This window comes from Citrobacter sp. VF227 (assembly GCF_052950715.1).
Genome location: NZ_JBRFVF010000002.1, coordinates 838,647 through 861,058 on the forward strand (window position 1 = coordinate 838,647; position 22,412 = coordinate 861,058).

Genomic DNA, 22,412 nt, shown 5'->3' on the forward strand with positions numbered 1-22,412 from the left:
CCTGAGAAACCGGTCAGACTTTTTTCAGCCATCCGGCAAACAGACGGGTTACGATGGGCATCCAGAACCAGACCACCAACGCAACCACACAGGCATCATTGATCAGATGCAGGAGTAACGAACCCTTCAATGCAGGCAACACAATGCCGGTCAACCACGGCACCAGATTGGTGCTGGGAAAAATCACCAGCAGGGTTATCAGAAACTGTTTCCAGCGTCTCGGCTGACGTACATGGGGCGCGGGCGGAGTAAACCAGAACGCGGCTTCGGTACGAATTTCGGTTTTATCACCTTCCGCCAGCATCGGAGCAATCTCTTCTACCAGCCCACGGCGCGTATCGGACTGGGTCCAGTTATAAAGATGCTCAAGCGTGTCGAAACGAATAATGATATTCCACAGGTTGTCGCCATCCGCAGGGCGAATCACATTCGCCCCGAGATGACCGGGAAACTCGGCCGCCACTGGCATAATTTTCCCCAGCCATTGCTCATATCGCTGTGCCTGCTCAGGCAGCAGGGTGTGGGTATTCACCAACGTCACATGTTTGTTCTGCGCCATGAAGGGTTCCTTGTTGAGAGGAAACAGACCGCTTAGGCCAGGAAAGCAATACACAAAATCATTCATGGTGCATCGAGGCGGCAAGGTTGTGGATCCCCGGGAGCTTACATCAGTAAGCGACCGGGGTACGCAAGCGAAGCCAACAAAGATGCAGCATGAAGGATGAAGTGTATTCAGGCTTTACGTTCCGGCGCGCCATGCACCATGGTATAGGCGTAATCCACGCCCATCCCGTAGGCACCGCTGTGCTCGCGCACCAGATCCATGACAGCGTCGTAGGTTTCTTTACGGGACCAGTCGCGCTGATACTCAAGAAGTACCTGTTGCCAGGTCACGGGTACGGCACCCGCCTGTACCATGCGGTCAATGGAACGCTCATGGGCATCCACCGACGTGCCGCCTGAAGTATCTGTTACCACATACACTTCATAGCCCGCTTCCAGCGCCATCAGCGCCGGGAAAGTCAGACACACTTCGGTCCACAGCGCGGAGATAATCAGTTTTTTACGCCCGGTCGCTTCTACGGCCTTCACAAACGCCGCATCTTCCCAGGAGTTCATCGAGGTGCGTTCAATCGGTTTCACATCAGGATGTACGGCTAATAATTCTGGCCAGATATATCCGCTAAAACTTTTTGTTTCCACAGAAGTATAAATCACTGGAACATTAAATATTTTCCCGGCTTTCGCTAATGCGACGGTATTATTTTTCAATGTCTGGCGATCGATATTCGCCACACCAAATGACATTTGCGGCTGATGATCAATAAAAATTAGCGTAGAGTTTTGTGGGTCAATCAGTTCCCGAATAGACATAGCACACCTTCTTAATCAATAAGTTAAAAGGCAACGGTCTGTTTCTGCCGTCAGCAGCAGGATCCTGAATCAGAAAGCTTGTTGAGTATAGCGGGAAATTTCTAACGAGTTATTAAAGAAAACTTACCGTCTAGTGAAACTATTCGTTCTGTGTTGCGATATATCTTAAACAATGTCAAAAAAATGCGCATGTCTCATCTAATTTATTCACTGGCATTGTTTTTCTCCATTCGGTAAAACAGAGGGGTTTAATTTTCAGGATATTTTTTGCTTATGCGCATCAATCTGGATGTATTGCTAATCCTCGACGCACTCGACAAACAGGGGTCCTTTGCTGCGGCGGCCGAATCGCTGTTTAAAACCCCTGCTGCACTCAGCTATATGATTCAGAAGCTGGAAAGCGATTTGAATATCGAATTGCTTGACCGCTCTGGGCATCGGGCAAAATTTACCGACACCGGGCAGATGATGCTGGAAAAAGGACGTTTGCTGCTGAGCGCGGCCAAAGATCTCGAAAAGCAAGCGATACAGCTAAGTTCAGGCTGGGAAAAAGAGCTGGCGATTGCGTTGGACGACTCTTTTCCTTTCACCGCGCTATTGCCCATTATCGATGAATTTCACGCGCTTAATATGCAAACCCGCCTGAGCTTTACCCACCACACGCTGGCAGGATCATGGGAGGAGCTGACCCATAATGGAGCAGATATCATTCTGGGGGCGATTAATGAACCGCCAACGTCAGCGGCCTGGTCCTACAAAATGCTCGGTACATTGGACAATGTATTTGTCGTGGCACCTGAGCATCCGCTGGCCGCAGCACCTGATGGCCTGACCAACGAGCAGTTGTGCCTGCATCGGGCGATTGTTATCAGCGACAGCGCCCGCTTTTGTCATCCGTTACAAACCAACCTGATGGATGAGCAGGCGCAGATCCGCGTCGATGATTTCCACAGTAAGGTGATGCTATTGCGAGCAGGCATGGGATGCGGATTTCTCCCCCGCCATATTGCCAACCCGTGGCTTGCCACGGGCGAGCTGGTGGAAAAAGCGGTCATCTCATTTCGCCAAAAAGACGTGGCCTATATGGCATGGCGTAATAACCGCGATGGGCTGGCGCAGCGCTGGTGGCGGGAAGCGCTGCTGGCAAGCCCGCAGGTGGCGCGCTTGTATCAATGACCTGACCACACCGAGGCGGAAATTGCCGGCAGCGTCAGGATATCGTCGACAAGCACGCCTGTTCCTTCTTTGAGCTGCCATTGACTGACGCTCAATAATGGCGAGGCAGGCAGGACCACTTCGCAGGCGTGACCACGGTTAATCGCCACCAATACGCGCTGGCGGTTTAGCACCCGTACAAACACCACCACGTTATCCTCGGCGTAAATCACCTGACATCCACCGTGGCGGAGCGCCTGGCTCTGGTGACGTAATTTGGCCAGACGCTGATACAACGCCAGCAGGTCAGCGTCCTGTTTTGCAGGCTGCCACGGGAACGGTTTGCGACAAAACGGATCGTTATTTCCGTCCAGTCCCACTTCGTCGCCGTAGTAAACACAGGGTACGCCCGGCCAGGTAAACAGCCACACCACCGCCAGCGGTAAACGTGCGACGTCTTTACCGAGCAGAGACTTAAAGCGAGCGGTATCGTGGCTGTCGAGCTGGTTGAACATGCGCAATTGCTGTTGATGCGACAACCCCGCGCGGTAGTTATCCATCCACGCCATACAGGTCTGGGCGTCAATAGATTGCGGATCGTATGAGATATCGGTATTGGCGAGAAATCCCCAGATCGGAAAGGTAAAACCGCGATAGTTCATGGCGGCATCTTCCGCGTCGGCCTGCAACCACTGGCGCGCGTCGCCAAAATGCTCGCCCACTATATACGCCTCTGGCTGGGTTTCTTTCGCCGCCTGCGTAATGCCAGCCACGTGTTGTAGGTTGTTACGTGCGCCTCCTGCCTCTCCCAGCATGTGCACCACATCAAGACGCCAGCCGTCCATACTCCACGGCGCTTTCAGCCAGTGACGGACGATACTGTCTTCGCCGCGATAAATTTCATTTACCAGGCTTTCCGAAGAAAAGTCCAGCTTAGGCAAGCTGGCATATCCCAGCCAGTCGAGCGCAACGCCGTCGGCTGAGAAATGATACCAGTCGCGCCAGGGAGATTCTGGGTTATGGCACGCCCCGTCCGTTCCCCGATTATGTCGGTCAAACCAGGCGTGCGAATCGCCGCTATGGTTAAAAACACCGTCCAGAATCAGGCGCATGCCCTGCTGTTGCGTGTTGTGACGCAGGCGCAGCAGCGCCGTGTCGCCGCCAAATTGCGGATCAACATGACGGTAATCTTCGGTATCGTATTTATGCACGCTCGGCGCGGTAAACACCGGATTCAGGTACAGCGCCGTGATCCCTAACGTTTTCAGGTACGGCAGCTTTTCGCTGATACCGTCCAAATCACCGCCATAAAACGTTGAGCCACCAGCCTGAGCCGTAAGCGGTTCATCCCATTCGCGCCGCACAATATCGTGTCCGGCAGCGTGGTGATAATAGACGTTATCCTGATCAGCTTCACACGACTGGCTGCGGGCAAAACGGTCCGGGAAAATTTGGTAAAAAATCTGGTCAGCGACCCACTGAGGACCATTATCCGGCACATCAACCGCAAATTGTTCCAGACGCGCAGGCGGAAAACGGCTGAATCCTTGTGGGGTAAACCACAGCTGACGGTCGCGCCAAAGTAATTTAAAACTATAGCGTCTTCGAGGCTGACCGCTGGAGAGATCGATCGCCGCTCGCCACGCGGTCACGCCCGACTGCGGCTGGCTACGCTGCTTGTGCATGCTCAGCGAAATCTCTTCGTTATCATTTTCTGCGCGTAGCGTCACCCGCTGGGGTGGATTTTCCCCCGCCAGCCATAACGTAATCGTCAGTTGATCTTTGTTTTGCTTAACAAATGGGGCAACCGGAAGGTGCCAGGCGTTCAACATCACGTATCCCCTTTGATGATAATGACGTCACCTTGCCATAGCGAAGTGCAGGATCACTCCTCATCTTAACGTTTATTGGGGGAGGAGCTTGGGGGAGGAGAAAATTGCCGGGTAACGACAGGCTACCCGGCAAAAATATTACTGCGCTTCAGCCAGTTGACGCTCGCGACGGCGTTTGAAAACCCACCCAGCCAGCAGCAGGACAATCCATGCAAAGCCAACGTACAGCGAAATGCGAGTATCCGGATGGTAGCCGATGAGCCCGATGATAAAGACCAGGAAAATCAGGCCAATAACGGTCGTAACCACCCCACCCGGCACTTTAAATTTCAGCGCTTTGACCTCTTCCGGCGGCAGACGACGACGGAAAGCAATTTGTGAGAGCAGGATCATAATCCACACCCAAACAGTTGCGAAAGTTGCCAGAGAGGCGATCACCAGGAAGACATTTTCCGGCATGATGTAATTAAGATACACCGCAAACAACAGCGCAATGGTCATCACCATCACCGTGACCCACGGCACGCCACGACGCGACGTTTTGGCAAACATTTTCGGGGCGCTGCCCTGCTCCGCCATACCATGCAGCATACGACCCACACCGAAGACGTCAGAGTTGATCGCCGACAGCGATGCGGTCAGGACGACAAAGTTGAGGATCCCGGCGGCAAAAGTAATCCCCATATGCTGGAATGTCAGAACGAATGGACTACCGTCGGTACCGACCTGGTTCCACGGGTAAATCGACATAATGACGAACAGTGTCCCCACGTAAAACACGAGGATGCGCATCGGTACAGAATTGATGGCGCGCGGAATAGATTTTTCCGGGTCTTTGGCTTCGCCTGCGGTAATACCGATAATCTCAATCCCGCCGTAGGCGAACATCACCATTTGTAGCGACATCACCATGCCGAGCCAGCCGTTGCTGAAGAAACCACCGTTACTCCACAGATTATGGATCCCGGTTGGCTGCCCGCCGTTGCCAATCCCCCAAATAATGATGCCGAACCCGGCGACAATCATGATGATAATGGTGGCAACTTTAAAGAACGAGAACCAGAACTCCAGCTCGCCAAACACCTTCACGCTCATCAGGTTGATGGCGCAGATAATCAGCACCACGCTGAGTACCCATATCCAATGCGGTACCGCCGGGAACCAGACGCCCATGTAAATACCAAAGGCGGTCACATCGGCAATGGCGACAATCAGGATTTCAAAACAGTAGGTCCAGCCGGTGATGTAGCCTGCCAGCGGTCCGAGGTTTTCCTGCGCATAGCGCGAGAAAGAGCTGGCAGCCGGGTTATGAACTGACATTTCGCCCAGCGCGCGCATAATAATATACGCCGCTACGCCGCCGATAATGTAGGCCAGCAACACGCTTGGCCCCGCCATTTTGATGGCATCGGCCGAGCCGTAGAACAGCCCGGTACCAATTGCTGAACCTAATGCCATAAAGCGAATGTGCCGGGTGCTCAGCCCACGCTTTAGCTTGTTATTACTTTCCATCGATTCCTAACCTGTTAACACAATAAAAAAACCACGGGGCCATGTTAATAGCCCCGTGGTTAAAACTTATTGTCAGTGATATTAGTGTGCGCTGGAGGTCACTTGTCGACCCGCCGCGCGATCCCAGATAACGGCCAGGACCACCATCACGACTGTTGGCATCAACCACGCCAGCCCCTGCTCCGCCAGCGGTAAACGCTGGGTCCAGGCTGGTAACACGTCGCCAATTGCAGAAGCTTTAATGCCATCAAGGATACCAAAAATCAGGCTGATAAACATCGCAGGTGCAATGACGCGGGAAGAATTATGCCACCAGGAGCGGGTAAAACTTAATACAACCAGTGCGATACATGGCGGATAGATGGCCGTCAGCACTGGAATAGAGATCTGAATCAGATGGCTCAGTCCCAGGTTAGACACCACCATCGAGAAGCCGCCGAGGATGAATACCAGCGTACGATAAGACAGTGGAACATACTGGGCAAAGAACTCTGCGCATGCGCAGGTCAGGCCAACCGCGGTGACCAGACAGGCGATAAAAATCAGCGCCGCCAGCAGGAAACTCCCTGCACCACCGAAGGTATGCTGAACATACGCATGCAGAATTGCCGCGCCGTTAGCAGACTGATCGACCAGAATCGCGCTATCTGAACCCAGACGGAACAGCGCGAGATACAACAGCGTTAAGCCCACGCCCGCCATCAAACCCGCCCAAACGGTGTAACGGGTCAGCAGACGCGCTTCTGTAACGCCACGCGAGCGAGCGGCGTTAACGATAACAATACCAAAGACCATCGCGCCCAGCGTATCCATGGTCAGATACCCGTTCACGAAGCCATTAGAAAACGCCGCAGTTTGATAGGCTTCCATCGCATTGCTGATCGGACCTGCTGGCCAGACGATTGCGGCGACAGACAGAACCACCAGCGCCAGAATTTTCAGCGGAGCCAGGAAATTACCCACCGTATCCAGCAGTTTGCCGGGATACAGCGAAACCAGAATCACAATCGCGAAGTAGACCACGCTGTAGATAAGCAGTGGCAGTGCGGAGTCACCGGTCAGCGGTGCAATCCCGACTTCGAAAGAGACCGTCGCGGTACGCGGGGTAGCAAATAACGGCCCAACAGCCAGATAGCAAACGGTCGCCAGCAGCAGTCCAGCGACTTTACCAATAGGCGTGCTCAGTCGGTCCACACCGCCACCGACTTTCGCCAGTGCGACAACGGTAAGCACCGGCAGACCCACGGCGGTAATCAAAAAGCCAAAAGCCGCAGTCCAGACGTGTTCACCTGCCTGCAAACCAACCATTGGGGGGAAGATAATGTTACCTGCACCAACGAACAGTGCAAATGTCATAAATCCCAAAGCGATAATATCGCGCGATTTTAACTGATGGGTCATAAAGTCTTACTGCCTGTGGATGTGGTGTTGAAAATAGTAAATTTTTGCCTTTCCCTGGGGGACAATACAGCGGCATTTTTGCTCAATTCCAGCGGGAAACACTCCCGACCTGGCGCGGCGAAGAATAGTTTTTCGATTTACCGCGTAAATGCAGTCGGTATGACAGCACCTGGGGCGCAATTTAAACGCTTATAACGTTTTAAAGCAAGGTGGGATCCAAAAACCAGAACAATATAGCGATATGAAAAATAGGGTTAGCACAAAACACCATTTCATGGAAAAAGGTATGGGTAATAGTTCGAACAAAAAACAACCAAACGTCGTAAAATTCAGGATACTTATATTGACCATATAGAAAAAGCCAGCTTACGCTGGCTTTTGGAAAGATTATCTTACGAATACGCCTTAACCGTTATTTTTGGCAATTAAACGTTCCGGGATCACGAAACTAAATCGCGTCCCTTTGCCGGGTTCGCTGTCGATATTCAAACGGCTGTCGTGATGATGCAAGGCATGCTTCACGATGGCCAGCCCGAGTCCGCTCCCGCCCGTTTGCCGCGATCGCGCCTTGTCTACGCGATAAAAACGCTCGGTCAGGCGTGGAATATGCTCGGCGGCAATGCCTGGACCGTTGTCTTCCACACAAAATTCCGCCCCCGAAGGCACATGCTGCCAGCGTACGGTAATGTGCGTTCCCGCAGGCGTATGGTTCACCGCGTTATAGACGAGATTCGAGATAGCGCTACGCAACTGCTCCTCGTTACCCCGCACATTCAGGCTGTTATCAACATCAAAAGTAAACGTATGTTTGTGCTGGCTCAGCGTTTGCGCTTCGTGCTCAACCACGCGCAGCATCATGGGCACATCGACCTTCTCATTCAATTGCAGCGCTGGCGCAGCCTCAATTTTTGACAGCGTTAGCAGTTGCTTCACTAACCCTTCCATCCGGTACGTTTGTTCACGCATGGTATGCAGCGCTTTTTCGCGCGTTGTCCCTTCTAACGGATGCTCCTGCATCATTTCCAGATAGCCTTGCAGCACCGTCAGCGGGGTACGCAGTTCATGGCTGGCATTGGCGAAAAAGTTACGTCGTGAACCTTCCAGTTGATGCATCTGGGTAACGTCGCGCGCCACCATCAGCAATTGCTTATCGGTATAGGGCATTACGCGAATTTCCAGATGCCGTCCGGTATTGAGCACCAGATTGATGGGCCGGCTAAAATCGCGCGTTTTTAAATATTGTGTGAATTCCGGGTAGCGCAGCAGGTTAAGAATATTTTGCCCGCTATCGTCCGGCCAGCGCAGTCCAAGAACCTGCTGAGCCAGTCCGTTACACCAGAAAATACCGCCTTCTTCGGTGGTTAGCACCACTGCGTCGGGTAGCGATTCCGCCCCGCTGCGAAAGCGCTTAATCAGATTACCCAGTTCACGACGGCGCTTTTTGTTGCGCAACTGCATTTGATGCAGTCCATGCAGCAGCGGTTCCCAACTGCCGCGCCCCGGCGGGGGCGTCATACTTCTGTCGACCCATAGCCACCAGGACAAACGTAATAAATTCCAGAAATGCCAGATAAGCAGGCCCGTTACCGACGCCAGTAAAAACCAGGGCAGGTAACCAAAAAAAGCACTAAGGATAAATGCCGGTATGCAGCACAGGATCAGCTCCAGTACCAACCTTTTCCATGACAATCGTTCTAGCAAACGCCTTACTCCCTAAACGGCCTAATCCTTCAGGCCCTGATTCTTGTCAGTCAGAAGCGGGTCGAAAAACGATATCCCGTTCCGCGAACCGTCTGCACCATACGATCGTGTCCGCTGTGCTCCAGCGCCTTACGTAAGCGGCGGATATGCACATCGACAGTCCGGTCTTCCACGTATACATTGGTTCCCCAGACATGATTGAGGAGTTGCTCGCGGCTGTAGACACGCTCTGGGTGAGTCATAAAGAAGTGCAACAGCTTGAATTCGGTCGGCCCCATATCCAGCGGATCATCACCAGTCATCACGCGATGCGAGGTGGGATCAAGGCTTAGCCCCTGCATCTCAATAACCTCTTCCACTGCCATCGGCGAAATACGACGCAAAACAGCTTTAATACGCGCCACCAGCTCCTTAGGAGAAAACGGTTTGGTAATATAGTCATCCGCGCCGGTTTCCAGACCACGAACGCGGTCTTCCTCTTCTCCCCTCGCCGTCAGCATCATCACCGGGATGTCCCGCGTCATCGCTTCACGCTTGAGATGTTTAATAAACTGTAGACCCGAGCCACCGGGAAGCATCCAGTCAAGCAGGACGAGGTCCGGCCAGGGTTCATTGAGTTGGTTCACAGCACTGTCATAGTCTTCGGCTTCTACGGGTTGAAAACCGTTTTGCTCGAGCACGAAGCAGACCATTTCACGAATTGGAGCTTCATCTTCTACGACCAGAATACGTCTCGCCATGATTTGCCCTGTTATTAGTTGCTTGTCATCATCAGTATCAATACGGCGTCATTATGCGTCAGATTTATGACAGATTTATGAAAAGATCATCCAGGTTTAACGCAGGCCATTGAATTATGACAGCCCGGAGACAAGATATTCTCTCCCATGCAGGGTTATAATCCCCGCCATTGTTTTATCGTCATGGAACTCTTATGCGCATCCTTCACACGTCTGACTGGCATCTGGGCCAAAATTTCTACAGCAAGAGCCGCGCCGCTGAACATCAGGCCTTTCTCGACTGGCTGCTGGAAACGGCACAATCCCATCAGGTGGATGCCATTATTGTGGCAGGCGATATTTTTGATACCGGCTCACCGCCAAGCTATGCCCGTGAGCTGTATAACCGTTTTGTCGTTAATCTGCAGCAAACCGGCTGTCATCTGGTGGTACTGGCAGGCAACCACGACTCCGTCGCCACACTCAATGAGTCCCGCGATATTCTGGCGTTTCTCAACACCACAGTCGTTGCCAGCGCCGGTCATGCGCCGCAGGTTCTACTGCAACGTGACGGCACGCCGGGGGCGATCCTGTGCCCGGTTCCTTTCTTACGTCCGCGCGACATCATAACCAGCCAGGCGGGGCTGACCGGACAAGAGAAACAGCAGCATTTGCTGTCAGCCATCACCGACTATTACCAGCAGCAGTATCAGGACGCCTGCACGCTACGTGGTGACCAGAATCTGCCCATCATTGCGACCGGGCATTTGACCACTGTCGGCGCCAGTAAAAGTGACGCCGTCCGTGAGATTTATATCGGTACGCTGGACGCCTTCCCGGCGCAAAACTTCCCTCCGGCGGACTACATCGCGCTGGGCCATATTCACCGGGCGCAGGTTATTGGTGGCACAGAGCATATTCGCTACTGCGGCTCGCCGATCGCTCTCAGTTTTGACGAGTGCGGCAAAAACAAATGCGTGCATCTGGTGAGCTTTGAAGCAGGGAAACTCAACGCCGTCGAAAATATCACCGTACCGGTCACCCAGCCGCTTGCAGTACTGAAAGGCGATCTCGCCGCCATTACCGCCCAGCTTGAGCAGTGGCGCAACGTACAGCAAGAGCCGCCGGTGTGGCTGGATATTGAAATTACCACCGATGACTATCTGCATGATATGCAGCGTAAAATCCAGGCCTTGACCGAAGATTTACCGGTAGAGGTGTTATTGGTGCGCCGCAGTCGGGAACAGCGCGAACGTATTATGGCCAATGAACGTCGTGAAACATTAAGCGAGCTGAGCGTGGCGGAGGTTTTTGACCGCCGCCTGGCGCTGGAAGAACTCGAAGAACCGCAGCGCGAGCGGCTTAATCAGCTGTTTAGCGCAACCGTACAGACGCTTGCCGGGGAGGCTGAAGCATGAAAATTCTCAGCCTGCGCCTGAAAAACCTCAACTCCCTGAAGGGAGAATGGAAAGTCGATTTCACGGCAGAACCTTTTGCCAGCAACGGGCTGTTCGCCATCACCGGGCCCACAGGCGCGGGGAAAACCACCCTGCTGGACGCAATTTGCCTTGCGCTGTACCACGAAACGCCGCGCCTGAATACTGTGTCACAGTCGCAAAACGACCTGATGACCCGCGACACAGCGGAGTGTCTGGCCGAGGTGGAATTTGAGGTGCGGGGCGAAGCCTACCGCGCATTCTGGAGCCAGAACCGGGCGCGTAATCAGCCAGAGGGCAATCTGCAGGTTCCGCGCGTAGAGCTGGCCCGCTGCGCCGACGGAAAAATCCTCGCCGATAAAGTCAAAGACAAACTGGAGATGACCGCCGAGCTTACCGGGCTGGATTACGGCCGTTTTACCCGCTCGATGCTGCTGTCACAGGGGCAGTTTGCCGCATTTCTCAATGCCAAACCGAAAGAGCGCGCCGAACTGCTGGAAGAGCTGACCGGCACCGAGATCTACGGACAGATTTCGGCGATGGTATTTGAAAAGCACAAATCAGCGCGCACGGAGCTGGAAAAACTGCAGGCCCAGGCCAGCGGCGTGGCGCTGTTAGCGCCAGAGCAGGTACAGTCCCTGACGGAAAGTTTGCAGGCACTTACTGACGAAGAAAAACAATACCTTACCAGCCAGCAAGCCCAGCAACAGCACCTCAACTGGCTCATTCGGCAAAATGAGCTACAGGCGGATTTAAACCGTCACCAGCAGGCATTACAGGCAGTGCTTCAGGCGCAAGAAGATGCGCAGCCGCAGCTGGCGGTACTGAGCCTGGCACTGCCAGCCAGAGCGTTACGTCCGCACTGGGAGCGAATCCAGGAGCAAACGGCTACTATTGACCGCACAAGACAGAAGATTCAGGAAGTAAATGCTCGCTTACAAAGCAGCTTAGCGCTGCGCGGTCGTATTCGTCAGCAGGCGCAAACGCAGTCAGCCGCCATGCTCGCCGGACAACAAACGCTAACCGACTGGCTGAAGGAACATGAAAACTTCCGCTTATGGAGTAGCGAACTGGCAGGATGGAAAGCGCTTCTGGCCCAGCAGTCCGACGCCAGAACCCAACTGCGCCAGTGGCAGCAGCTACGGGAGAACGATACGCGCAAGCTCGATGCGCTGACGCAACCCTCGCTGACTCTTTTGCCGCAAGAGGTAGCGACGGCGCTGGCGCAGCATGCGCAGCTTCGCCCATTACGCCAGCGGTTGAGCAATCTGCACGGGCAAATTGCACCGAAGCAAAAGCAACTGGCGCAGTTACGCACCACGCTTGTGCAGCGTCAGCAAGAGCTGACGCAACGTAACGTGGTATTAGCCGAAAAACGTCAGCGCTATAAAGATAAAAATCAGCAACTTACTGATGTGAGAGTCATTTGCGAGCAAGAAGCCCGCATCAAAGATCTGGAAAGCCAACGGGCATTGTTGCAATCCGGCATGCCTTGCCCGCTTTGCGGCTCGACCGCTCATCCGGCAATTGAACGCTATCACACGCTCGAACTGAGCGTGAATCAGACGCGACGTGAAGCACTGGAAAAAGAGGTCAAGGCGCTGGCCGATGAAGGGTCAACGCTACGCGGTCAGCTCGAAGCAATAACTCAGCAGCTTCAGCGAGATGAACGCGAAGTACAGACGCTTTCTCAGGAGGAGCAAGCGCTTACTTTGGAATGGCAGACGGTCACCGCCAGCCTCAACATAACGCTGCAACCTCAGGATGATATCGTCCCATGGCTTGCCGCTCAGGAAGAACACGAGCAGCAGCTTCACCAGCTGAGCCTGCGTCATACCTTGCAGGCGCAAATCACCGCGCATACGGAACAGATTACTCAGCTCCAGCAACATATTGACCAGCGACAGGCGACGCTAACCACCGAGCTGGCACGCCATGGTCTTGTCCTGCCTGCCGAGGATGACGTCGCCTCATGGCTGAGCGAACGGGCGAACGAAGCGCAAATTTGGCAACAGCGTCAGAACGAACTGGCCGCTTTACAGGCCCAAATAGCCCAGCTTGCTCCGCTGCTGGAAACACTGCCAGAAACCGAGGCGCTATCTGAAAGCACTGAGGATCTGTCGCTGGAAAACTGGCGGCAGGTGCACGACGATTGCCTCTCTTTACAGGGACAGTGGCAAACGTTGCAACAGCAGGAGGCGCAGGACGTTCAGCGCGCTGCGGAAATCCAGGCACAGTTTGATGCCGCATTGCAGGCCAGCATCTTTGCCGATCGCGACGCCTTTATTGCCGCCCTGCTGGACGAAGAGACCTTTAACCGCCTGGAGCAGTTAAAGCAATCACTGGAAGGCCAGCGACAGCAGGCGCAAACACTGCTTAATCAGGCCCAGCAAGCGCTGGCGGCTCATCAACAGCAGCAACCAACAGAAGTGGATCTCACGCTGACGGCGCAGCATCTGCACGACGCGCTGGCGCAGCTCACCCAGCAGTTACGGGATAACACCACGCGTCAGGGTGAAATTCGTCAGCAGCTCAAACAGGATGCAGACAACCGCCAACAGCAGCAGACGCTGATGCTGGAGATTGAAAGGGTCGCACAACAGGTCGAAGACTGGGGCTATCTGAATGCCCTGATCGGCTCAAAAGAGGGGGATAAATTCCGCAAGTTCGCCCAGGGGCTAACGCTGGATAATCTGGTCTGGCTTGCCAACAACCAGCTAACCCGTCTTCACGGCCGCTATCTGTTGCAGCGCAAGGCCAGCGAAGCGCTGGAGCTGGAAGTGGTAGATACCTGGCAGGCCGATGCGGTACGTGACACGCGTACGCTTTCAGGCGGTGAGAGCTTCCTCGTCAGTCTGGCGCTGGCGCTGGCGCTGTCCGATCTGGTAAGCCACAAAACGCGAATTGACTCCCTGTTCCTCGACGAAGGTTTCGGCACGCTGGATAGCGAAACGCTGGATACCGCTCTTGACGCGCTGGATGCACTCAACGCCACCGGCAAGACTATTGGCGTCATCAGCCACGTTGAAGCGATGAAAGAACGTATACCGGTGCAAATCAAAGTTAAAAAAATCAACGGACTGGGCTACAGCAAGCTCGACAAGATGTTTGCGGTGGAGTAATCGACCCGCGGATATGATTTCACAGGCTGGATAAGCGCCAGCGCTATCCAGCACGCTATGTAGCACAATATTGCATACTCAGGGACGGATATGAAATGGCATTCCACTTCGCTTATCCGCAAGCTATCCCGATTGGCAGCGAACGTTCGCCGCTATGGCGCAAATCCTGCGTCTTTCTTGTTGGCAGGTGGTATGAAAAAAGTCATTTTCTCTTTAGCGTTGGGAACATTTGGGCTGGGCATGGCCGAGTTTGGTATCATGGGTGTCCTCACTGAGCTGGCGCGGGACGTGGGAATTTCCATTCCTGCCGCTGGCCATATGATTTCGTTTTACGCCTTTGGCGTGGTGCTGGGCGCGCCCATTATTGCGCTCTTTTCCAATCGCTTTTCGCTCAAGCATATTTTGCTGTTTCTGGTCACACTGTGCGTAATTGGCAACGCCATCTTCACCCTCTCTTCCTCGTATTTTATGCTGGCGGTGGGCAGGCTGGTTTCCGGCTTCCCACATGGCGCATTTTTTGGCGTTGGCGCTATTATCCTGTCGAAGCTGGCTCGTCCGGGAAAAGTCACCGCCGCCGTCGCGGGCATGATTTCGGGAATGACCGTTGCTAATCTGATTGGCATTCCCGTTGGCACCTGGTTGAGTCAGGAATTTAGCTGGCGCTACACGTTTCTGCTGATCGCCGTTTTTAATATCGCGGTGATAGTCTCGGTCGCGTTTTGGGTACCCAACATCAGCGATGAAGCAAAAGGGAAACTGCGCGAGCAATTTCACTTCTTAAAAAACCCCGCCCCGTGGCTCATCTTTTCCGCCACCATGTTTGGTAACGCCGGGGTTTTCGCCTGGTTCAGCTACGTCAAACCGTACATGATGTACATCTCCGGCTTCTCCGAGGCGCTAATGACTTTCATCATGATGCTGGTGGGATTGGGAATGGTGTTGGGAAATCTGCTAAGCGGTAGGTTGTCTGGCCGCTATACGCCGCTGCGAATTGCGGTAATAACCGACTTCGTCATTGTGCTGGCTTTGCTGTTGCTCTTTGCTTTTGGCGGGATCAAAGCCGCGTCGCTGACCTTCGCTTTCATTTGCTGCGCGGGTCTGTTTGCCCTGTCGGCACCGCTGCAAATTTTGCTGCTGCAAAATGCTAAAGGGGGCGAGCTACTGGGTGCTGCTGGGGGGCAAATTGCCTTTAATCTCGGCAGCGCGATTGGCGCGTACTGCGGGGGCATGATGCTGACGCTGGGATTTGCCTACAACTACGTGACGCTGCCGGCGGCACTGCTGTCGTTTTCTGCGATGTCGTCGCTGCTGCTCTATGGTCGCCTGAAGCGCGGCGTGCAACAACAAGTTGCACCCGCGACATAGAAACCGTTTATATATGCGGCCACAGCCAGGCTGCGCCGCGTACACCGCTGGAGTCACCGTGCAACGCCTTGCGTACAGGCGTTTCACACTCGCCGCCAAAAACAAATTGCTTCATCAACGTCGGAACGGTTTGATACAACCTGTCGACATTGCTCATTCCGCCGCCCAGCACAATGACGTCTGGATCAAGAATATTCACTACATGCGCCAATGATTTCGCCAGGCGAAGCTCATAACGACTCAGCGCCTGCTCTGCCAGCGCATCCCGCACATTAACAAGGTTGATAATTTCACTGCCCTTGAGCGGATTACCGCTCAGACGCTGGTAATCGGTGGCAAAACCGGTCCCGGAGATGAAGGTTTCAATGCAGCCTTGCTTGCCGCAATAACAAGGTACTTCCTGCCGATAACGCAGCTCATCTTCGTCCATCCACGGCAATGGGTTATGTCCCCACTCGCCCGCAGTACCGTTGCCGCCCGTGTGCGCCCGGCCGTTCAGCGCCACGCCTGCACCACATCCGGTGCCAATAATCACCGCAAACACGGTTTGCGCCCCTGCCGCTGCGCCATCCACCGCTTCAGAAACCGCCAGGCAGTTGGCATCATTTGCCAGCCGCACTTCGCGGTTAAGACGCGCACTTAAGTCTTTGTCAAAAGGCTGCCCGTTAAGCCAGGTCGAGTTGGCATTCTTCACTACTCTGGTGTAGGGCGATATTGAACCAGGAATGCCCATCCCTACGCTTCCCGTCTGCCCGGTGGCTTTTTCCGCCATCTCTACCAGCGCGGCGATGGTTTCTATCGTTTGCCGATAATCATCACGCGGCGTAGGCAGGCGATGGCGAAAAAGCTGTTCGCCCGCATCGCCAAGCGCGATAACTTCCGTTTTTGTACCGCCCAAATCGATACCTATACGCACTGTTTGCTCCTCTTCCCGATTAACAATGCAAGCATAGCGACAATTCGCTATCATGCCCGCTGGATTTAACGACAAGGCCGTGGAAATTATCATGCTGTGGTTCAAAAATTTAATGGTTTACCGTCTTAGCCGCGATGTTTCTTTGCGTGCCGAAGAGATGGAAAAACAGCTGGCATCAATGACGTTCACCCCTTGCGGTAGCCAGGATATGGCAAAAATGGGCTGGGTTCCGCCGATGGGATCGCACAGTGATGCATTAACGCATACCGCCAATGGCCAAATTATTATCTGCGCCCGCAAAGAAGAAAAAATTCTGCCGTCGCCGGTTATCAAACAGGCGCTGGAAGCCAAAATATTCAAACTGGAAGCTGAGCAAGGTCGCAAACTCAAGAAGACTGAAAAAGACTCGCTGAAAGATGAAGTTCTGCACTCATTGCTGCCGCGCGCCTTTAGCCGCTTCAGCCAGACAATGATGTGGATCGACACCGTCAACGATCTGATCATGGTCGACTGTGCGAGCGCGAAGAAAGCGGAAGATACGCTGGCGCTACTGCGTAAGAGCCTCGGTTCGCTGCCGGTCGTTCCGCTGACGATGGAAAACCCTATTGAGCTGACGCTGACTGAATGGGTTCGCTCCGGCACAACGGCACAAGGGTTCCAGTTACTGGATGAAGCTGAACTGAAAGCGATCCTTGAAGACGGCGGTGTGATCCGCGCGAAAAAACAGGATCTGGTCTGCGACGAAATCGCCGTGCATATCGAAGCAGGCAAACTGGTCACCAAACTGGCCCTCGACTGGCAGCAGCGCATTCAGTTCGTTATGTGTGATGACGGCTCCATTAAGCGTCTGAAGTTTAGCGACGAGCTGCGCGATCAGAACGAAGATATCGACCGCGAAGATTATGCTCAGCGTTTTGACGCCGATTTCATCCTGATGACGGGTGAACTGGCTGCTCTGATTAAAAGTCTGGTGGAAGGATTAGGCGGCGAAGCACAGCGCTAAGCCGTATTTACCGAATGGCGGCTCAGTGTCGCCATTCGTTATTTTTACGCTTACAGATAGCGGCAAAGATAGGACGTTGGCTCTGCCACCTGCAGATGAAACTCGCTGTTGCCCGGTACGTTAAACACGTCCCCTGTGGCATACACCTTCCACTCTGTTTCCCCTGGCAGCAACACGTTCAGTGCGCCACTGACGACCGTCATCTCTTCAGGCGCCGCAGTACCAAAGGTATATTCACCTTCAGCCATTACGCCAACACTGGCGCGGCCAGTACTGCTGCTGGTAAAACCGATCGATTTTACTTTGCCGGAAAAGTATTCATTACTTTGAAGCATACAACTGGCCCTGTCTCGTGATTAAGTTAACAACCAATATAGGGGGCTGACGTTCCACCTGTCACGCAAAATTACGTCAACAATTCCGAAGCCAGTCGGGCAATTAGCACATTGGACAGAAGTACCGGGACATCCAGCGATTTTTGCAGTAGATCACGGTGGCGTTGATTAAACCCAAGGCAATCCAGCATGATCACATCCGCACCTTGCTCCAGCAGTTCTTTCCCCGCATCAATCAATTGTTCTTCGCTACCGTCGATCGGATTTGCCACGGCATACACTGGCGGCGTTTGTAGCACCTGCCATTTTTGCGTCTGGGCTTTGAGTAATTCGGTGACGGGGACAATCACCCCGACCTGATGCCCATCGACAATCGAGGCCACCAGTGGCGGGATAATCCGTAACGGCTCCAGCAAAATGCTATTGCGTGCGGTCAGACGAGCGATTGAGGCGGTACTCATCAGCAGGATAACGTCAAAGCCCTGGTTATCCAGCACCTCTACAATGCTTTGCAGGGAGCGCTCCACCTTCTGACGTGAGACATGTGCAAGTTGATGGTCACTGAGCAACGTTAATAATAGCTCGTCACCGGGCGAAACCCCGTATTCAGCCATCACATCTTCTCGCCGCATCTGCCCCAGCAGGCTGTGGTGAGTAATGTGCTGTTCATCGATATATTCCGTCAGGAGCGGTAACACCTCACACATTGGCACCACGCCAATCGTGAGGATAGCCAACGACGTACTCATTTGTTGCTCCACCGTCTTCTTACTTTGCTGTGAAATCCCGGACAATTGCCGGGCGCTGACCTGCACTATAAATGCTCAAAAGCGTAGCAGTAGATCGGCGGTGTATTGTGTAAAGATTCCAAATCATTCCAGTACTGGATTGTTATTGTTTAATTTTCAATTTTGACTGTACACGGCGAAATTTAAAAAAATGTGATGCACGCCCGTACTGGCACTTTTAAGACACGTGCCCGGGCGGTGCTTATATCAGGTTTTATTGGGGTCTTCGTAGCGCTTTTTGGCATCCATGGCTTCCTGCGCAGAAGGGTGCTCACTGATCAACGAATTCGGTTTAGGGTGATCGGCTCGAAGTTGATACCAGGTTACCGTCTGGCCTGGCGTCCCTTTTTCAACCGTAACAATGGTCGCTTGACGTGGGTAAGGTGGTTTTGTCGGCATAGTTCTTCCTTTTCACTGGATGAACACTAAGTATAGACACCGCCCTGTAACCGTGGTGCTGCCTGCGCCAGTATCCCAAGAATGTCTTCCACCACCTGCGCAGGTTCATTGGTGGCATCAACGATATAGTGCGCTACCTCACGATACAGAACATCGCGCTGGGCGAGAACCTCCTGCACTTCCTCAGTCAGAGGTTTACCGGTTAAGGTTGGACGCAAGCCCTCTTCAGGCGTGGCCTCCAGACGATCGACCAGTACCGATACCGATGCGCTTAAATAGATAACCACGCCGTGGCTGCGCATGTAGTGACGATTAAATTCGGTAAGAATAATGCCGCCGCCGGTCGCAATAACCGTTGCCGGGGCTGTGACGGCCTGCAGCGCGGTCGTCTCCTGGGCACGAAACCCTTCCCATCCTTCTCTTTCAACGATCTCCGCCACGGTCATCTGCACGTGCGATTGCAACCAGCGATCGGTATCGACAAACTGGAAATCGATAGCCTTCGCCAGCGCCATACCGGTAGTTGTCTTACCACACCCCCGGGGGCCAACAAGAAATAGAGGTTGCGTCATCACAGAAATTCCCCAGAGAACCGCAAACGAGCGGGATCTGATGCGGTTAAAGATCTAATCATATCATCAAACTAGTACATCACCAATTCGTAAAGATTAAATTACAGATAGAGTGGCGATACCTATTAAAACCCACTATAACAAGAATTCACAACGAATGTAGTGTAAATAATAAATTACACATTTTATTTTCTCCGCTGTACTTCCAGCCACCACTTATCAAGTTCAGCCGCAAAATGCTGCCTGTCACGAGGGGAAAGGCTGTCTGGTCCCCCGGTCTGAATACCGCTGGCGCGTAGCGTATCCATAAAATCACGCATCATCAGACGCTCACGGATCGTGGCTACGGTATAACGTTCGCCGCGTGGATTAAGCGCCGCCGCACCTTTTTCAATCACTTCTGCCGCCAACGGGATATCCGCCGTGATCACTAAATCACCGGCACTACACTGGCGCACAATCTCGTTATCCGCCACGTCAAATCCGGGGGGAACGCGTAGTGTACGGATAAGACGCGAAGCAGGGACGCGCAGGCTTTGGTTCGCTACCAAAATAAGCGGCATTTGCATGCGCTCTGAAGCGCGGTACAAAATGTCTTTGATCACATTCGGACACGCATCGGCATCCACCCATATTGTCATAACCTCTCCCACTGATGTGCAATCGCACATTGTCGCGTGCTTTTACTTTCAGGCAAAGTGCTGTTTATCCTTCTGCACATATTCTTTCCGCGCTAGACTTAGCTTTCCCCGGTTTACCTTAAATAATTCAAGTTACTTGAAGTAATTAGGGTATAAAACAATGAATATCATCCATAGGGAGTGACAAATGGACAAGAAAATTGGTTTTATCGGCTGCGGTAATATGGGCAAAGCGATACTTGGCGGCATGATCGCCAGCGGCCAGGTTCTCCCCGGCCAAATCTGGGTCTATACTCCCTCCCCCGATAAAGTCGCTGCGTTGCACGACCAGTACGGTATTAATGCGGCGCAGTCTGCACAAGAAGTCGCACAAATCGCCGATATCGTATTTGGGGCCGTAAAACCAGGCATCATGATTAAGGTGCTGAGCGAAATTACCTCCAGCCTGAACAAAGACTCTCTGGTCGTCTCAATTGCCGCAGGCGTCACCCTCGATCAACTCGCCCGCGCGCTGGGCCATGACCGTAAAATCATTCGCGCGATGCCAAACACGCCGTCTCTGGTGAACGCGGGAATGACCTCCGTCACACCGAACGCTTTAGTCACGCCGGAAGATACGGCCGACGTGCTGAATATCTTCCGCTGCTTTGGCGAAGCAGAAGTCATTGCGGAGGCAATGATTCACCCGGTTGTTGGCGTCAGCGGTTCAGCACCGGCCTATGTCTTTATGTTTATCGAAGCAATGGCGGACGCCGCCGTACAAGGCGGCATGCCTCGCGCACAGGCTTATAAATTCGCGGCACAAGCGGTAATGGGTTCGGCGAAGATGGTGCTGGAAACGGGTAAACATCCCGGAGAGCTGAAAGATATGGTGTGCTCGCCTGGTGGAACCACCATTGAAGCGGTACGCGTCCTTGAAGAACGCGGTTTCCGTTCAGCAGTGATCGAAGCGATGATTAAGTGCATGGAACAGTCTGAAAAACTCAGCCGCTCCTGAGTCAACACCTCCGGACGTCAGGCCGCCGCTTCAGTGCGGTTACGTCCGGAATTCTTTGCTTTGTAAAGAGCCATATCCGCCGACTTTAACCATTCCCGATAATGCTCGGTTTCTGAGGTCAGCGGCGCAACGCCCACGCTAATACGCAGGGCAACCTGTGGCGCGCAGGATAAACGCAAGTGGCTAAGTCGTTCGTGCACACGAGACATCGCTGCTATCGCGCTGGTTGCCGGCGTACCACACATAATCACTGCAAATTCATCACCACCAAAGCGCCCTATCACATCGCTACCGCGTAAGGTCATTTGCAACTGGCGGGTCAGCGCGACAATCGCCTGGTCCCCAACGTCATGACCCCAGGTATCATTAATGCTTTTGAAATGGTCAATATCGATAATCAGTAACGTGGCGTCACGCTGGTAGCGGCGACAATTATCAAATTCATTACGCAGTAACAGCTCCCAATGACGACGGTTATACACTCCGGTCATGCCATCTCGCGTACTCATCACCTGTAAGCGGCGCTTATGCTCCGCCAGTTTGATGACCGTTTGATAACTTACCCAGGCAAAAATCAGCGGATAGATCACCAGCACCGGCAGCGTCAATAGTACGCTAAGTTGAGTACTGCTGAACGCGACGGAGATATCGGTTAACTGTAACGTCACCAGGCATGAAACCACCATCAAAACAGCGCCTGCAATGAATATTCGCATCCCCCCTGCACCCATCAGGTTAATGCAGGTAATCATCAGCAGCGCCGTGGATGGCAACAGATTCACTCCCATAATTCCTATCCACATACCGGCAAGAATGGCATCAGCTTTTAAGTTGGTAAATTCACTATGCAGAGGATCGTCAGCTTTGCTTGCCAGCTGCCAGGCCAGATGCGGCCAGACAAACGCCCATCCCACCAGTAACAGCCACCAGCCACCGGTAATGGGCTGAGTAACGAGTACCGACGCGATAGATAAAAACATTCCCCCCAATCCCACCGCTCGCGGCAGCCTGATCCGTCGGGCGAATCGCAGACCGGAGCGCTGGTGGTCATTCTGATGAAGCGATAAAAACGCGTCATTCGGGACGACCTTCTTTTGATAAAAGTTTTCATCATTCATCGTATTTGGGAATATTCTGAAACAAA

The 22,412-nt window shown here is 53.3% G+C and carries 20 protein-coding genes; 6 read left to right on the top strand and 14 right to left on the bottom strand.

What is annotated here, in order from left to right; all coding sequences use genetic code 11:
* Positions 1-13: 13 nt before the first annotated feature.
* Both ACU8YC_RS11470 and ACU8YC_RS11475 read right to left on the bottom strand, forming a co-directional pair.
* A complete protein-coding gene (locus ACU8YC_RS11470) occupies positions 14-559 on the bottom strand; it encodes an antibiotic biosynthesis monooxygenase (RefSeq protein WP_446895343.1) in 546 nt (181 codons plus the stop codon).
* A gap of 173 nt (positions 560-732) precedes the next feature.
* On the bottom strand, positions 733-1,374 hold the full coding sequence (locus ACU8YC_RS11475) for a hydrolase (protein WP_003021513.1): 642 nt from the start codon (positions 1,372-1,374) through the stop codon (positions 733-735).
* A gap of 273 nt (positions 1,375-1,647) precedes the next feature.
* On the opposite strand from ACU8YC_RS11475, the gene ACU8YC_RS11480 reads away from it, so the two are divergent.
* A complete protein-coding gene (locus ACU8YC_RS11480) occupies positions 1,648-2,550 on the top strand; it encodes a LysR family transcriptional regulator (RefSeq protein WP_446895344.1) in 903 nt (300 codons plus the stop codon).
* Here the strand turns inward: ACU8YC_RS11480 and malZ are convergent.
* The 5 genes from malZ to phoB all read right to left on the bottom strand — a co-directional run bounded on the left by malZ (position 2,544) and on the right by phoB (position 9,715).
* Positions 2,544-4,361 (bottom strand): maltodextrin glucosidase, encoded by a 1,818-nt coding sequence (gene malZ / locus ACU8YC_RS11485; RefSeq protein WP_446895345.1) that lies wholly within the window; start codon positions 4,359-4,361, stop codon positions 2,544-2,546. The two genes, ACU8YC_RS11480 and malZ, sit on opposite strands and share 7 nt — an antisense overlap.
* Before the next feature lie 138 nt (positions 4,362-4,499).
* Positions 4,500-5,873, bottom strand: a complete 1,374-nt coding sequence (gene proY / locus ACU8YC_RS11490; RefSeq protein ID WP_151218601.1) for a proline-specific permease ProY — start codon at positions 5,871-5,873, stop codon at positions 4,500-4,502.
* 81 nt (positions 5,874-5,954) lie between these two features.
* Positions 5,955-7,274 carry a branched-chain amino acid transporter carrier protein BrnQ gene (brnQ, locus tag ACU8YC_RS11495; RefSeq protein WP_016152017.1) on the bottom strand — a complete coding sequence of 440 codons (1,320 nt, stop codon included), beginning with the start codon at positions 7,272-7,274 and terminating at the stop codon, positions 5,955-5,957.
* A gap of 405 nt (positions 7,275-7,679) precedes the next feature.
* The gene (gene phoR, locus ACU8YC_RS11500) at positions 7,680-8,975 is read right to left on the bottom strand and encodes a phosphate regulon sensor histidine kinase PhoR (protein ID WP_187252930.1); all 1,296 of its coding nucleotides are present in this window, start codon (positions 8,973-8,975) and stop codon (positions 7,680-7,682) included.
* 50 nt (positions 8,976-9,025) lie between these two features.
* A complete protein-coding gene (gene phoB, locus ACU8YC_RS11505; RefSeq protein ID WP_151218600.1) occupies positions 9,026-9,715 on the bottom strand; it encodes a phosphate response regulator transcription factor PhoB in 690 nt (229 codons plus the stop codon).
* A gap of 194 nt (positions 9,716-9,909) precedes the next feature.
* On the opposite strand from phoB, the gene sbcD reads away from it, so the two are divergent.
* The 3 genes from sbcD to araJ all read left to right on the top strand — a co-directional run bounded on the left by sbcD (position 9,910) and on the right by araJ (position 15,617).
* Positions 9,910-11,112 (top strand): exonuclease subunit SbcD, encoded by a 1,203-nt coding sequence (gene sbcD / locus ACU8YC_RS11510; protein ID WP_446895346.1) that lies wholly within the window; start codon positions 9,910-9,912, stop codon positions 11,110-11,112.
* The gene (sbcC, locus tag ACU8YC_RS11515) at positions 11,109-14,252 is read left to right on the top strand and encodes an exonuclease subunit SbcC (protein ID WP_370611768.1); all 3,144 of its coding nucleotides are present in this window, start codon (positions 11,109-11,111) and stop codon (positions 14,250-14,252) included. The genes sbcD and sbcC overlap by 4 nt, the downstream gene beginning before the upstream one ends.
* A 192-nt stretch (positions 14,253-14,444) precedes the next feature.
* Positions 14,445-15,617, top strand: a complete 1,173-nt coding sequence (gene araJ / locus ACU8YC_RS11520) for an MFS transporter AraJ (protein ID WP_187259459.1) — start codon at positions 14,445-14,447, stop codon at positions 15,615-15,617.
* Between the two features lie 7 nt (positions 15,618-15,624).
* Here araJ and mak read toward each other — a convergent pair whose 3' ends face one another.
* Entirely contained in the window at positions 15,625-16,533 is a 909-nt protein-coding gene (gene mak / locus ACU8YC_RS11525) for a fructokinase (protein WP_151224844.1), read from the bottom strand.
* Between the two features lie 91 nt (positions 16,534-16,624).
* On the opposite strand from mak, the gene rdgC reads away from it, so the two are divergent.
* A complete protein-coding gene (rdgC, locus tag ACU8YC_RS11530) occupies positions 16,625-17,536 on the top strand; it encodes a recombination-associated protein RdgC (protein WP_003021479.1) in 912 nt (303 codons plus the stop codon).
* 50 nt (positions 17,537-17,586) lie between these two features.
* On the opposite strand, the gene ppnP is transcribed toward rdgC, so the two are convergent.
* The 5 genes from ppnP to ACU8YC_RS11555 all read right to left on the bottom strand — a co-directional run bounded on the left by ppnP (position 17,587) and on the right by ACU8YC_RS11555 (position 20,271).
* On the bottom strand, positions 17,587-17,871 hold the full coding sequence (ppnP, locus tag ACU8YC_RS11535) for a pyrimidine/purine nucleoside phosphorylase (protein ID WP_151218596.1): 285 nt from the start codon (positions 17,869-17,871) through the stop codon (positions 17,587-17,589).
* A gap of 71 nt (positions 17,872-17,942) precedes the next feature.
* Positions 17,943-18,620: an AroM family protein gene (locus tag ACU8YC_RS11540; protein WP_151218595.1), complete on the bottom strand. Its 678-nt coding sequence runs from the start codon at positions 18,618-18,620 to the stop codon at positions 17,943-17,945.
* A 246-nt stretch (positions 18,621-18,866) separates the two neighbouring features.
* Positions 18,867-19,058 carry a protein YaiA gene (yaiA, locus tag ACU8YC_RS11545; RefSeq protein WP_151218594.1) on the bottom strand — a complete coding sequence of 64 codons (192 nt, stop codon included), beginning with the start codon at positions 19,056-19,058 and terminating at the stop codon, positions 18,867-18,869.
* Between the two features lie 26 nt (positions 19,059-19,084).
* Positions 19,085-19,630 (bottom strand): shikimate kinase AroL, encoded by a 546-nt coding sequence (aroL, locus tag ACU8YC_RS11550; protein ID WP_151218593.1) that lies wholly within the window; start codon positions 19,628-19,630, stop codon positions 19,085-19,087.
* 185 nt (positions 19,631-19,815) lie between these two features.
* Positions 19,816-20,271: a YaiI/YqxD family protein gene (locus ACU8YC_RS11555; protein ID WP_151218592.1), complete on the bottom strand. Its 456-nt coding sequence runs from the start codon at positions 20,269-20,271 to the stop codon at positions 19,816-19,818.
* Positions 20,272-20,458: 187 nt separating this feature from the next.
* On the opposite strand from ACU8YC_RS11555, the gene proC reads away from it, so the two are divergent.
* Complete coding sequence (gene proC / locus ACU8YC_RS11560) at positions 20,459-21,268, top strand: pyrroline-5-carboxylate reductase (protein ID WP_151218591.1); 810 nt, start codon at positions 20,459-20,461, stop codon at positions 21,266-21,268.
* A 17-nt stretch (positions 21,269-21,285) separates the two neighbouring features.
* On the opposite strand, the gene adrA is transcribed toward proC, so the two are convergent.
* Entirely contained in the window at positions 21,286-22,401 is a 1,116-nt protein-coding gene (adrA, locus tag ACU8YC_RS11565; protein ID WP_187259458.1) for a diguanylate cyclase AdrA, read from the bottom strand.
* Positions 22,402-22,412: the final 11 nt, after the last annotated feature.